Below are 13,477 nucleotides of genomic sequence, written 5' to 3'. Positions count from 1 at the left end.
TTGCTATAATTGCTTTCAAATTCTGAAAAAAGTATAATTTCGCACCCTTTGTTTGGCGCTCAGGCAAATGATCCCGGCGCCGACATCGAAACTGGACAGACGGGTCTTGCCGAGGCTCTCTACGAATCAGGGCTCAGAACAACGGTTATCAAGCGGCCTTCCCACGTTGGCATCCCACGTGTTGCGGTCCAAAAACGCAAACAGGAATTAACCATGACTCATTCACTTTCGCGCTTAAAAGGTCTCTATTCTCCGCAATTTGAAACCGAAAACTGCGGGTTTGGCATGATCGCCCAGATGGACGACAAACCCAGCCACTGGACCGTGCAAACCGCCATTGAATCATTGGCCAACATGACCCACCGTGGCGGCGTGGCAGCCGATTGCTGCACCGGGGATGGCTGTGGTCTGCTGATCAAAAAACCGGATGGATTTTTGCGCGCCAAAGCCGAGGTTCAAGGCATCACCTTGAACGCGCGCTATGCCATTGGCATGATTTTCCTGAACCCGGATGCGTCCAAAGCCAGCGCAGCGCGCGATGCGCTGACCCGCAACCTGGAGGGTAAAGGCCTGAGCGTCGCCGGCTGGCGAGACGTCCCGGTGGATTCCAATGTGCTGGGCGAGCAGGCCGCAGGCATGGAACCCAAAATCGAACAGGTCTTTGTGCACGCACCGGATGACATGAGCGATGCGGACTTCAACCGCGCCCTGTTTGTGGCCCGCCGCCAGACCGAAATGGCGATTGAGCCCAATGATGAAGATTTCTACATTGCGTCCCTGCACACGCAGCTGCTGGCATACAAAGGCCTGGTCATGCCGCGCGAGCTGCCCATGTATTACTGTGACCTGCAGGAAGACGGATTTGAATCGTCACTGATTTCCTATCATCAGCGTTTTTCGACCAACACCCTGCCGCAGTGGCGTCTGGCCCAGCCATTCCGCTATCTGGCGCACAACGGTGAGCTTAACACCATTCAGGGCAACCGAAACTGGGCGCTGGCCCGTCAGAGCAAGTTTGACACCCCGCTGATTCCCGAGCTGTCTGACCTTAAGCCGCTGGTTGCACAGGAAGGCTCTGATTCCAACTCTCTGGATAACATGCTGGAAGTCCTGATGATGGGTGACATGCCGGTGTTCCAGGCACTGCGCCTGCTGATTCCGCCTGCCTGGCAGAACATGCCGCACATGGACCCAGATTTAAAAGCCTTCCTTGAGTACAACTCCATGCACATGGAGCCCTGGGATGGCCCCGCCGGCATGGTCATCAACACCGGTAAATATGCCATCTGCGGTGTGGACCGAAATGGTCTGCGCCCCACGCGCTACGTCATTACCAAGGACCGTCACATTACCTTTGCGTCCGAAATCGGGGTCTACCCGTATGACCCCGCCGACGTGGTGGAAAAAGGTCGCCTGAAACCCGGGCAGATTATTGCGGTGGATCTGGAAGCCGGTCAACTGCTCAAACCGGAAGACATTGATGAGCAGTTGAAATCGGCCAAACCCTATCGTCAGTGGATGGACAAAGGCTATATGCGTCTGGAAGAGCGTCTGGACGCGGAAGACGCCATTGAGCACTGGGATGCGGACAAGGCAGACACCTACCAGAAATACTTCCAGATGACCTTTGAAGAAAAAGATCAGGTCATCCGTGTGCTGGCGGAAAACGGCCAGGAAGCCACCGGCTCCATGGGCGATGATGCGCCGCTGCCGGTGTTCTCACACAAACAGCGTTCGGTGTATGACTATTTCCGCCAGATGTTTGCGCAAGTCACCAACCCACCGATTGACCCGCTGCGTGAAAACATTGTGATGTCGCTCAACACCTGTTTCGGGCGCGAGCTGAACATGTTTGACGAGAGCGAAGCGCATGCCCGCCGTCTGGAGACCCAGTCGCCGGTGTTGTCTCCATCCATGATGCAACAGTTGATTCAGATTGTGGACGAAGATTACGTCTCCAAACGTTTGAGCCTGCATTACAACCCAGAAAGCCAGGGGCTGGAAGCCGCCATCCACGATTTGTGCGATCAGGCCGTTGCCGCAACCAAAGCCGGTGTCACGCTGTTGATTCTGTCGGATCAGGACATTGAAAAAGGCCTGGTCTCCATCCCGGCACCCATGGCAACGGGCGCGGTGCACCACCGTCTGATTGCTGAAGGCCTGCGCCCGGAAGCCAACCTGATCATCGAAACCGCCACCGCGCGAGATCCGCATCATTTTGCGGTGCTGTTCGGTTATGGCGCGACGGCGGTCTATCCTTATCTGGCGTATGAAACCCTGCAGGACATGATGCGCACCAAAGAACTGGACGAAAAAGTCGGCCTGTCGCAATACATCAAAAACTATCGCAAAGGGATCAACAAAGGGTTGTTCAAAATCCTCTCCAAAATGGGGATTTCCACCATCACCTCCTACCGAGGCTCTCAATTGTTCGAAGCCGTGGGCTTGAGCCGTGAAGTGGTGGACTTGTGTTTCAAAGGCACATCAACTCGCATTGAAGGTACCCGCTTTGGTCACTTGCAAACGGATTTAATCAACGTCGCAAAAGAAGCGTTCAACCCGCGTAAATTCCTCAAACCCGGCGGATTCCTGAAGTACATCCATGGTGGCGAATACCACGCTTACAACCCGGATGTGGTCAACTATCTGCGCGACGCGGTCCAAACCGGCAACCAGGCGGCCTACGATCACTTTGCCAAACTGGTCAACGAGCGTCCCGCGATGACTGTGCGTGATCTGCTGACGTTCAAGAAGGATATTCCTTCCATCGAACTGGATGAGGTGGAGCCGGTTGAAGCCATCTACAAACGCTTTGATTCCGCTGGCATCTCACTGGGTGCGCTCTCGCCTGAGGCCCACGAAGCCCTGGCCGAAGCCATGAACCGCATCGGAGCCCGCTCCAACTCTGGCGAAGGCGCGGAAGATCCGGCCCGTTATGGCACCGAACGCATGTCCAAAATCAAACAGATCGCTTCCGGGCGCTTTGGCGTGACCGCGCACTATCTGCGCAACGCGGAGGTCATTCAGATCAAGGTGGCTCAAGGGGCCAAACCTGGGGAAGGCGGTCAGCTACCCGGCCACAAAGTCGATGCCACCATCGCCAAACTGCGCCACTCCGTGGAAGGCGTGACCTTGATTTCGCCACCGCCTCATCACGACATTTATTCGATTGAGGATTTGGCCCAGCTCATTTACGACCTGAAACAGATCAACCCTCATGCGCTGGTCTCGGTCAAGCTGGTCGCCGAGCCCGGTGTGGGCACCATCGCCGCCGGGGTGGCCAAAGCCTATGCCGATCTGATCACGATTTCCGGCTACGACGGCGGCACCGGGGCCAGTCCGCTGACCTCGGTCAAATACGCCGGCAACCCGTTTGAAATGGGATTGGCTGAAGCGCACCAGGTGTTGCGTGCCAACGACTTGCGTGGTCAGGTCATTCTTCAGGCCGACGGCGGCCTGAAAACCGGGTTGGACGTGATCAAAGCGGCCATTCTGGGCGCCGAGTCTTTCGGTTTCGGCACCGCGCCGATGGTAGCGCTGGGCTGTAAATACCTGCGAATCTGTCACCTGAATACCTGTGCCGTCGGCGTCGCCACCCAGGACGAACGTCTGCGTAAAGAGCACTTCATCGGCAAGGCCGACATGGTAATCAACTACTTCCGCTTTGTCGCCGAGGAAACCCGTCAGTGGATGGCCAAACTGGGGGTTCGTCGCCTGGAAGACCTGGTCGGTCGTACAGACTTGTTGCAGAAAATCGAACAGCCGTTAACAGAAAAGCAGCAGAACATTGATCTGTCGGCCATTCTGTCCGATGGTGGTGCCGGGGACGACAAACCTCAGACGGTTCAGGTGGACCGTAACATGCCATGGGACAAAGGCTCTCTGGCCGAAGAAATGGTGAAGAAAGTTCTACCTGCGATCGAGGGCAAGACCGGTGGTGAGTTTGATTTTCATCTGGTCAATACGGGGCGCTCCATTGGCGCACGCATTGCCGGTGAAATTGCCATGCGTTATGGCAACACCGGCATGAAAGATACCCCGATCACCTTGAACCTGACCGGCATTGCCGGGCAGTCCTTTGGGGTGTTCAACGTGGATGGCCTCAATCTCAACCTGACGGGGGATGCCAACGACTATGTGGGCAAAGGCATGGCGGGCGGCGAAATCGTGATTCGTCCACCGGAAAACTCCGCGTTTGACCCACACACCACGCCGATTGTGGGCAACACCTGTCTGTATGGGGCCACCGGGGGCACCTTGTTTGCCCACGGCACCGGCGGCGAGCGCTTCGGCGTTCGTAATTCCGGCGCTGTGGCGGTCGTAGAAGGCCTGGGTGACCACGGCTGTGAATACATGACCGGCGGGACTGTGGTCAGTCTCGGCCCGGTCGGCGTCAACTTCGGGGCCGGGATGTCTGGCGGGATGGCATTTGTCCTTGACCTGGATCGCACCTTGCCGGATCGCCTCAACACCGAGATGGTGGAAGCCATCCGCATTGACACCGAATCCACCGAGGCCTATCGCCTTTATTTGAAAGATCTGTTGCAGCGCTATGCCGACAAAACGCAGAGCGCTTATGCCCGTGAAGTACTGGCCGACTTCAGTCGTGCCATTCATAACTTCTGGCTGGTGAAATCACGTGCCATCGACGTCGAAAAGTTGCTGGACTTGTTTGCCAACAGCCGAGACGGGGAATAAGGAGCCAACCATGGGAAATGTCAGACAATTTTTGGAACTTGACCGCCAGATGCCGGAAAAAAAGCCGGCAATGGAGCGCAAGCAACACTTTGAAGAAATCTATCAGGAATTTGACCTGCAGCATGCCATGGCGCAGGCGGACCGCTGTTTGCATTGCGGCAACCCTTACTGCGAATGGGCCTGCCCGGTTCACAACTACATTCCAAACTGGCTGAAACTGGTCTCGGAAGGCAACATCATGGAAGCGGCCGAGATGTCGCACCAGACCAATTCTCTGCCAGAGATGTGTGGCCGCATCTGCCCACAGGATCGTTTGTGCGAAGAAGCTTGTACGCTCGAAGACACCAACTTTGGCGCGGTCACCATCGGCGCGGTGGAAAAATTCATTACCGATACGGCCACCGAGCAGGGCTGGACACCGAGCCTGGACAACATCGCCATGACCGACAAGAAAGTTGCCATCGTCGGGTCCGGTCCTGCCGGCTTAGGCTGTGCCGACATTTTGATTCGAAATGGGGTCAAGCCCGTCGTATTTGAAAAACAACAGGAAATCGGCGGGCTCCTGACATTCGGCATTCCGCAGTTCAAACTGGACAAAGACCTGGTCGTCAAACGCCGCAAAATCCTGGAAGGCATGGGCGTCGAATTCCGATGCAACACCGAGATTGGCAAAGATGTGGCGTTTGACAGCCTGGTTCAGGATTACGATGCGGTCTTTTTGGGCATGGGGACCTATAAACCCATGGCCGGTCGTTTCCCAGGCGAAGATCTGCCCCAGGTGCACAAGGCATTGGACTTCCTGATTGGCAACGTCAAAAACGAATTGAACATGGACCAGCCCTCAGACGCCTTTATTTCTATGAAAGGCAAACGGGTCGTGGTGCTGGGCGGTGGCGACACCACTATGGACTGTACCCGTACCTCCATTCGCCAGGGGGCGAGTGAAGTGTACTGTGTCTATCGCCGTGATGAAGAAAACATGCCTGGCTCACGCGCCGAGGTCAAGAACGCCAAAGAAGAAGGCGTTCAATTCAAATTCAACCTGTCACCGGTCGAGGTGCTGGAAGAAAACGGTCAGGTCAGTGGCATCAAGGTGATCCAGACGCGCATGGGTGAGCCGGATGAGAACGGTCGCCGTCGGGCGGAAATGATCCCCGGTTCCGAAACGGTGATCGACTGCGATGCGGTGATTGTCGCGTTCGGCTTTCAGCCCAACCCACCGGAATGGTTGCAGGACCACCAGGTATCGCTGACAGACTGGAATACCATTGTGGCGAAAGAAGACTCAGAATACCCATTCCAAACCAGTCACGAAAAAATCTTTGCCGGTGGCGACATGGTGCGTGGTTCCAGCCTGGTGGTCCACGCCATCGCCGAAGGACGAGCCGCTGCCGAGGGCATTCTGGACTATCTGGATGTCTGAGATCGGCGCATGTTTATCAGCATAAAAAACGGGCTTTATGCCCGTTTTTTTATGCTCGACCCTCATCAATCACGGTCGATTCTGCGCCTCGGAATCGTCCGACTGACTTGGATCAACTTCGCTTGCTACCTCGTTGGACTGCATCTCGGAGGCACGCTTATTCGAGGAGGCCGACTGGTCAGCTGCCTTATTTTCGTTGTGATTTTGTTCTTCGTCATCGTCCATAAAGATGGAATGGGCGGCACCGTCCAGGTCATCAAAATGACCACTTTTGGCCATCCAGATGAACACCAACACCACCAAAAAACCGAAAATCAGCATCATCGGGATCAACCCGTATACCACGTCCATGGCTCGCTCCTGTCTTAGTCCGGCTCTGGCGCCTTGATCATTGCCTCCTGCGCTTCGGCTTCCCGCTGGCGAATGGCCTTGGGGTGAAAAAACCGTCGAATGCGCGCCGCATTGAGTATCACCACCAGACTGCTCAACGGCATGGTAATCGCCGCAATCAGGGGCGTCAGTAAGGCCGCCATCGCCAACGGCACGAAGGTCACATTATAAATAATCGAACTGATGATGTTTTCTTTGATCGTCTTCAGCGTCCGCTGAGACAAAGCCAGCGCCGTGTCCACCGAAAGCAGTTCATTATTCAGCAAAATAACATCCGCACAGTCCATTGAAACATCGGTGCCGGAACCCAGTGCCATGCTCACTCTGGCGCGCGCCAGAGCCGGGGCATCGTTGACGCCATCCCCCACCATCACAACGGGTTGCGTCTGTTGCAGTCGAGCAATCACATCGTGCTTTTCATCGGGCAACACCTCGGCGATCACCTCCATGCCGCCAAGCTCCTTCGCAACCGACTCGGCGACCGCCTGACGATCCCCACTGAGCAGGGTCACTTGCTTGCCTTTCACTTTCAAGCGATCAATCAGTGCCCGTGCATCCTCTCGCAACGGGTCTTTCAAAAACAAGACCGCCTGCACCTGACCATCGCGCACCACCCAGACACTTGTTTCCCCGACGGCACCGCGCTCGGCTTCCTTTTTTACCAGGCCTGGTGGAAAGTCGACCTGATATTGACTGAGCCAAGCCCGAGTGCCAATCAGATAATGCCTTCCCTGCCAATCGGCTTCGACGCCGCGCCCTGGGTGCGCCTGAAAGCGATCCAGTGTCATGCGCTCATTTTTCAGAGCCGGGTATTGGGCTTGCAGCGCCTCGACAATCGCTTTGCCCAGGGAATGTTCGGAATGAAATTCGATGCGTACCATGGCTTCAATCAGATGAGACCGACCTGCCTCATCTGCCGGTGCCTGATCGGCCCAAATCAATTCCTGGAGCTGCATCTTACCCTGGGTGAGCGTCCCGGTTTTATCAAACACAAAATGGTTCATCTGCTGCAACACTTCCAACACCGAAGCGTTTTTAATCAATATCCCGTTTTGTGCGGATACCCCTGATGCCACCGCGGTTGCCATCGGGGTGGCCAGCCCGAACGCACAGGGGCAAGTAATGATCAGCACGGCTGTGGCCGCAATCATAGCCGTTTCCAAATCGGCATGGACAATCCAGTAGGCAAACGAGAGCACGGCCAGAGTGATCACCACACTGACAAACCAAGGCATGATTTTTTCGGCGGTGCACTGAATGGGCGCTTTGGCGCCCTGAGCGTCTTCAACCATGCTCACAATTCGGCCCAGCATGGTGCCCTGTAGAATGGCTGACACCTCGATGGTTAAAGTGCCATCCAGATTAAGAGTCCCAGCCGACACTCGCATCCCCGGTTGTTTGGCGATTTCCCGCGACTCACCGCTGAGCATGGATTCATTCACATTGCCGGTACCGGTCAGCACCACACCATCCACCGGAATCTGATCACCAGGCTTGACCATCACCCTGTCGCCGGGCTTAAGCTTTCGAACCGGTACCACCGAAACTTGATCGTTTTGACCTTCGATCTGGCGCGCCACTTTGGGTTGCAAGTCCATTAATCGACGAGTCGAATCCATGGCTTTGTTTTTGGAAATCGCTTCCAGATACCGCCCGATCAGGAGCAGGAAAATGAAATCGATCATGGTGTCGAAATAAACGTCACCAGAGTGCGTCGGATCGATGGTGACCCAGAACGAATAAAAATAAGTGGTGAGAATGCCCAGTGTAATCGACACATCCATGCCGACATTGCGCGCTTTGAGCGATTGCCAGGCGCCTCGCCAGAAGGGCTTGCCAGAATAGATCAGGGTAACGGTGGCAATGACCCATTGTACCCAGTGAAAATAATGGCGAAATTCAGGGTCTTCGTCGGCACCGGCATAGAGCGCCACGGCAAACCACATAACGTTCATCATCGCAAAGCCGGCAAAACCCAGGCGATACAACAAGTCGCGGTTGGCTTTGCGATAGGCCTCTTCACTGGCAGACGCATCATAAGGCGTCGCATCATAACCGATCCGATTCAGTGCATGGATGATGTCGGACAGTTGAATCCGCTCATTGTCCCAGCGGATTTTGATTTGTTTGTTGGTGAAATTCACCTTGGCCATAAGCACCCCATCCAACTTGGCCAGGGTGTGCTCGATCAACCAGATGCAGGCCGCGCAATGAATGGCTTCCGACATCAGGGTAATGCTGCGACGACTGTCCAGAGAGGTCACAAACTGGCTCTGGACTTCGTCGTAATCGTAGAAATCAGCGTTCGGGGTGGGCGGCGGCGGCGGCGAAAGTAATTCACCCTCGGGCGTGCGCCGATAAAACCCTTCCATGCCTGCTTCATGGATGGCTTCACACACGCCCGCGCAACCATGACAACAGAAGACCTGAGATTCACCCTGAATCGGTTGAATCACCTGGCTGGCTTTCAGCGCTGGCTGGCCGCAGTGAAAACAACTGGTTTCACTCATTCGGCTGCCGACTCACTGGCCTCTTTGACAAAGATTGTGCGACCCAGGTTGAAGGTTTTCTCTTCTTTCACCACTTCCATCACAAAGTCGTATTTACCTTTCAACGGAAGGGTTAACTGGCCTTCATACTGCCCGGTGCCCTCAGCCGGTGTCAGCGTTAACTGACCGTCGTATTCTTTATTCGATGGACGGTAGTAATACAAAATAGCCGAGTCCACATCAAACGCCTGGCCCGTACCGTCCAATACCGTCACTTCAATACTTTGCGGTTTTCCGGCAGTCAACTCCGGCATGTCGATCTGCATTTGCCAGCCCATTTTTTCCATTTCGTCACGCCGGGCGATGATTTCCCCCATATTCTTCCCTTTTTCGTAGAAGTCGGGCACCGTTAAACCGGGCGCGGTGACAATCGCCATGCTGACCATAAAGAAATTCACAGACAACACCAGCGCAAGGATCACAAACCAACCAATCACGAAGGGGTTTTTCCAGGCGACACTCCAGTCTCGTTGATCGGGCTTGTCAGGGCGCGTTTTTTTGGCAGACGGCGAGGACGATGCAGACATTGGGAACTCCATTAAAAGAACGAGACAAAAAAAGCCTTAGGCTTGCGCCGAAGGCTTATTATACTGAAAACCAGCGGTCGGAACAGTCGCGGTCATGGAGAAACTCTGACGGTTCCGCTGCTTTTATTTATGGGCTGATAAACATGCTCTCATAGGTCTCATACACCTGAGGATTGTTTAAATCCTGAACTTTAATATCAATGGGCGTATTGGTCTGCTCAATGTCCTCTTTGGGAATACGCACCAGCAGTGTCGCCGTACCGACTGTGCCAGGTACCACATTGATTTGTTCGTCCACAATGTAAACCATGGATTCAGGCCCATCCACCGTAATTTTCGCCTCCAGCAAACGGTCCGACTTGTTGACCACCTTGGCGTAATACTTATTCTGGATGGAGCCATCACTCATTTGAACAAACAACGGCGCCCGCTCATGCAACACCTTCACATCAATCGGCGACATGGTCATCAAACCCCAAATCATGGCAATGGCCGCCAAAGACATAATGCTGGAATAAACCAGAACGCGCGGACGCTTATAAAAAGGCTTAAACGGCTTGCCGGCAAACTCCGCCAAGGAGGCGTATCGGATGAGCCCTTTCGGTTTTTTGATTTTTTCCATCACCGAATCACAGGCATCGATGCACAGACCACAGGTAATGCAACCAAACTGCTGCCCTTTACGGATATCGACGCCTGTCGGACAGACAGCCACGCACAAATTACAATCGATGCAATCACCCAGTTCCGGCGCCTCTTCCCCTGGTTTGGGACGACGCATCCGCCCTCTGGGCTCCCCCCGATCCACGTCATAGGTCGGAACCACAGTTTCGGTGTCGATCATGGCCCCCTGAATACGAGCGTACGGGCAAAAACCAATGCAAACCTGCTCCCGCAGAAAGCCGGCAAAAAATACGGTCGCGGCAGACAATCCGAGAATAATCACCGTTTCGGTGGTCGTCCACTCAAAGCTGAATAAACGCGCCCATAAATCCAGGGCCGGATCAAAATAAGCCACAAAACTGAAACCGGTCATGAAACCGATCACACTCCAGGCCGCCCATTTAGGAAGTTTTTTGCGCAGCTTCTCCCAATTCCAGGGTTGCTCCTCCAGCCTTTCCCGTTTTTTCGGACTGCCTTCAAATTTTTCTTCCAGCCAGGTAAACACATCCATCCAAACCGTCTGAAAGCAGGCATAGCCGCACCATAAGCGCCCGGCAACGGCCGTAGTCGCAGCCAGTGCCAAGGCGGCAAACAACAGCATCATCGCTAACACCCAAATATCCTGCGGCAGGATGGTCAAGCCAAAGATATGGAACTGTCGATTAACCAAATCAAACAGAATGGCCTGACGACCATCCCATTGTAGATAGGGGCCAATAAAAAAGGATAACCAAAGTGCGGCCACAATCCATTTGATGGTACGGAAACGACCGCTCATGCGTTTTGCGTGAACGGTGCCGTCTGTATGAACCGACAAAAGTTCCACGCCAATGTTCTGCAGGTTTTTATTGGACGTGTCGACACCTTCAAGTTGCGACTTGTGCGTGGCATCGTAATTCGGATCTTGATTGTGATCAGACATGATCCATCCTTTTTTAGTCATTAATAGCGGTTGTCCGCGATGATGCGAGATCAACTAACCCCTAGATTCTATAAGAAAACGCGAATATGTGAACTCGATTTTTCTTATAAAGCCCGATAAAGGAAAAGAAGATAAAAAAAGAAAAGGCCCAAACAGTGTCGGGCCTTTTCATATTCGAGAATTAACGAGTCAACTCAGTTCTGAGTTGTATCGTCGTCATCTTCCATGCCTTCCATGCCACGGGTGGCTTTCCAGGCAAACGCTACCAAGGCGACGATGCTGAATACAACCGCACCAATCGATCCCCAGAGCACCCAGTCATTGTTTAATTCATTCATGATTGACTCCTTTCTGAGCAATAACTACAGAGTTTGAAACAAGCCGGGATTATTGCCCGCCACCCAGCGAGTGAACATAAACCGCCAAACGCTTCATGTTGACGTCTGCATCGGGCAGGCGCTCTGCGAACGCAGGCATAACCGCCTGACGGGTGTTTTCAATCAACTCACCGTCTTTCTTAACCATCACACCATACTTGATGGTTTTGATGACTTCATCACGCTCACCACTGAAGCGCCAGATCTGATCGGTCAGATTGGTCGCACCATTCGGCGCAAGAGGCTTGCCTTGGGGACCATGACAGGCCAAGCACATGCCTTTTTGATAAACGGCTTTACCGGCTGACACCGATGGATCATCACCATTGCCATTGGACAGTGCGATCACATAATCCGCAACCTGTTCAACTTCCTGGTCGTTCAAGTTACCCATCATACCGCGCGCTGGCATGTTACCGATACGCCCTTTTTCAATGGCCGTATAGATCTGATTAACCTTACCGCCCCACAGCCAATCGTCATCAGCCAGAACCGGGAAGTTCGGGTTACCCTGACCGCCAGCACCATGACAGGCGGCGCAATAATCACCAAACAGCACCTTGGACGTTTTGACCGCGTAAGTGCGCAATTCATCGTTTTCGATGATTTCTTTCAACGGCAGAGCAGCCAGCTGCTCTTCTTCTTGAGCAAACTTCTGATCACGCCAATCTTTCAGTACCTGGTAATCTTCTTTGTATTCTTCAACCTGAGTCCAGCCGGACATGCCTTCATAGTGCGAGTTCGTCCAGGGAATGGTCGGGTAATACAAAGCATAGAAAACAATCATCACAAAACCGGCATAAAAAGCCAGCATCCACCAAAGCGGTGGTGGGTTATCGAGTTCCCGTAGGTCTTCGTCCCAAATGTGGCCGGTGTTGCCTTCATCTGGCCAAGGGTTATGTTGTGCCATACTTGTGCTCCTCAGAAAAATTAATCGTCGTCCAATATTTTATATTTTTCTTCTTCCAGCTCTTTACGCTTACTGGGGCGCAAGGCGCGCCAGAAGGTAATGAGCATTCCGAAGAAGACCGCCACAGTAATGATCAATCCGACCCAATCCGAGGTCGTCATGGCTGACCAGTCTGTCTTGAAATACTCCAGCATATTACTCTCGGTATGACTTACTGTCGTCGAGTTTAACCATTGTGCCGAGCACCTGCATATACGCTACGATGGCATCCATTTCGGTATAGCCCTCGATGGCTGCATCTGCATTGGCGATCTCTTCATCCGTGTATGGCACACCCAATGTCCGCATAACAGTCAGACGCTTGGCCATGTCACGCTTGGTCCCGAAGAAACTTTCATTGATTGGGTTTTCAGCCAACCATGGATAAGCAGGCATGACGGATTCCGGCACCATGTCCTGTGGACGCATCAGGTGCAACACATGCCATTCATCGGAGTATTTACCACCGACACGTGCCAAGTCAGGCCCGGTACGCTTTGACCCCCACTGCATCGGGTGGTCGTACATGGACTCGGTCGCCAAAGAAAAGTGACCGTAACGCTCACGCTCATCGCGGAAAGGACGAATCATCTGTGAGTGACAGATGTAGCAGCCTTCGCGCAGATAAATGTCACGTCCAGCCAATTCCAGTGGCGTGTAAGGACGAACCCCATCACCGGCTTTCCAGTCTGCAACCACCCAGTTGCCGTTTTTGTCTTGCTCGTACAGTTTTTTGTCTGAAACCAGCTGACCGTCTTGCATGGTGAACTCACGCTCCCAGACAAGCTCCGGGAATTTTTCGTTTTTCACGTTCCCGTACTTATCGGTCTGCTCGGTGTAATCAACCGCTTCCTTGAGATAGAACAAGGGGACGATTTCGACAATCCCAGCGATCGAGACCGCCAGGGCCGTCGCCATGAACAAACCAAAAATGTTTTGTTCCAGGCGTTCCTGAAAGTTTTTGGGCTTTTGATTCTCT

General features: G+C 53.7%; 10 protein-coding genes. 2 read left to right on the top strand and 8 right to left on the bottom strand.

What is annotated here, in order from left to right; all coding sequences use genetic code 11:
• The first annotated feature begins 213 nt into the window (after positions 1 to 213).
• Together gltB and AVO41_RS02235 are read left to right on the top strand one after the other, a co-directional pair.
• Entirely contained in the window at positions 214 to 4,698 is a 4,485-nt protein-coding gene (gene gltB / locus AVO41_RS02240; RefSeq protein ID WP_068583226.1) for a glutamate synthase large subunit, read from the top strand.
• Between the two features lie 10 nt (positions 4,699 to 4,708).
• On the top strand, positions 4,709 to 6,121 hold the full coding sequence (locus AVO41_RS02235; protein WP_068581934.1) for an FAD-dependent oxidoreductase: 1,413 nt from the start codon (positions 4,709 to 4,711) through the stop codon (positions 6,119 to 6,121).
• Positions 6,122 to 6,190: 69 nt separating this feature from the next.
• Here the strand turns inward: AVO41_RS02235 and ccoS are convergent, their stop codons facing one another.
• The 8 genes from ccoS to ccoO form a co-directional block, all read right to left on the bottom strand.
• On the bottom strand, positions 6,191 to 6,472 hold the full coding sequence (gene ccoS / locus AVO41_RS10845; RefSeq protein WP_068581933.1) for a cbb3-type cytochrome oxidase assembly protein CcoS: 282 nt from the start codon (positions 6,470 to 6,472) through the stop codon (positions 6,191 to 6,193).
• A gap of 14 nt (positions 6,473 to 6,486) precedes the next feature.
• A complete protein-coding gene (locus AVO41_RS02225) occupies positions 6,487 to 9,021 on the bottom strand; it encodes a heavy metal translocating P-type ATPase (protein ID WP_068581930.1) in 2,535 nt (844 codons plus the stop codon).
• A complete protein-coding gene (locus AVO41_RS02220; protein ID WP_068581927.1) occupies positions 9,018 to 9,587 on the bottom strand; it encodes a FixH family protein in 570 nt (189 codons plus the stop codon). The genes AVO41_RS02225 and AVO41_RS02220 overlap by 4 nt, the downstream gene beginning before the upstream one ends.
• Before the next feature lie 127 nt (positions 9,588 to 9,714).
• Positions 9,715 to 11,172, bottom strand: coding sequence for a cytochrome c oxidase accessory protein CcoG (gene ccoG / locus AVO41_RS02215; protein WP_068581925.1), 1,458 nt, complete (start codon positions 11,170 to 11,172; stop codon positions 9,715 to 9,717).
• 194 nt (positions 11,173 to 11,366) lie between these two features.
• Positions 11,367 to 11,510 (bottom strand): hypothetical protein, encoded by a 144-nt coding sequence (locus AVO41_RS10760; RefSeq protein WP_162838985.1) that lies wholly within the window; start codon positions 11,508 to 11,510, stop codon positions 11,367 to 11,369.
• Positions 11,511 to 11,559: 49 nt separating this feature from the next.
• Positions 11,560 to 12,459: a cytochrome-c oxidase, cbb3-type subunit III gene (gene ccoP / locus AVO41_RS02210; RefSeq protein ID WP_068581922.1), complete on the bottom strand. Its 900-nt coding sequence runs from the start codon at positions 12,457 to 12,459 to the stop codon at positions 11,560 to 11,562.
• Positions 12,460 to 12,479: 20 nt separating this feature from the next.
• Complete coding sequence (locus AVO41_RS10735) at positions 12,480 to 12,653, bottom strand: cbb3-type cytochrome c oxidase subunit 3 (RefSeq protein ID WP_235584629.1); 174 nt, start codon at positions 12,651 to 12,653, stop codon at positions 12,480 to 12,482.
• Between the two features lies 1 nt (position 12,654).
• On the bottom strand, positions 12,655 to 13,416 hold the full coding sequence (ccoO, locus tag AVO41_RS02205) for a cytochrome-c oxidase, cbb3-type subunit II (protein WP_369793271.1): 762 nt from the start codon (positions 13,414 to 13,416) through the stop codon (positions 12,655 to 12,657).
• Positions 13,417 to 13,477 lie beyond the last annotated feature (61 nt).

Origin of the sequence: Thiomicrospira sp. WB1, from assembly GCF_001507535.1 — a bacterium.
Lineage (GTDB): Bacteria > Pseudomonadota > Gammaproteobacteria > Thiomicrospirales > Thiomicrospiraceae > Hydrogenovibrio.
The sequence above is the reverse complement of the archived record's forward strand: the minus strand, read 5'-3'. Positions and strand labels throughout refer to the sequence as shown.

Excerpts from the sequence above, each read along its gene's own strand:
- gltB (WP_068583226.1), top strand. The coding sequence starts at position 214 with ATGACTCATTCACTTTCGCGCTTAAAAGGTCTCTATTCTCCGCAATTT.
- AVO41_RS10735 (WP_235584629.1), bottom strand. The coding sequence starts at position 12,653 with ATGCTGGAGTATTTCAAGACAGACTGGTCAGCCATGACGACCTCGGAT.
- ccoG (WP_068581925.1), bottom strand. The coding sequence starts at position 11,172 with ATGTCTGATCACAATCAAGATCCGAATTACGATGCCACGCACAAGTCG.
- ccoP (WP_068581922.1), bottom strand. The coding sequence starts at position 12,459 with ATGGCACAACATAACCCTTGGCCAGATGAAGGCAACACCGGCCACATT.
- AVO41_RS02220 (WP_068581927.1), bottom strand. The coding sequence starts at position 9,587 with ATGTCTGCATCGTCCTCGCCGTCTGCCAAAAAAACGCGCCCTGACAAG.
- ccoS (WP_068581933.1), bottom strand. The coding sequence starts at position 6,472 with ATGGACGTGGTATACGGGTTGATCCCGATGATGCTGATTTTCGGTTTT.
- AVO41_RS10760 (WP_162838985.1), bottom strand. The coding sequence starts at position 11,510 with ATGAATGAATTAAACAATGACTGGGTGCTCTGGGGATCGATTGGTGCG.
- AVO41_RS02225 (WP_068581930.1), bottom strand. The coding sequence starts at position 9,021 with ATGAGTGAAACCAGTTGTTTTCACTGCGGCCAGCCAGCGCTGAAAGCC.
- ccoO (WP_369793271.1), bottom strand. The coding sequence starts at position 13,416 with ATGGCGACGGCCCTGGCGGTCTCGATCGCTGGGATTGTCGAAATCGTC.
- AVO41_RS02235 (WP_068581934.1), top strand. The coding sequence starts at position 4,709 with ATGGGAAATGTCAGACAATTTTTGGAACTTGACCGCCAGATGCCGGAA.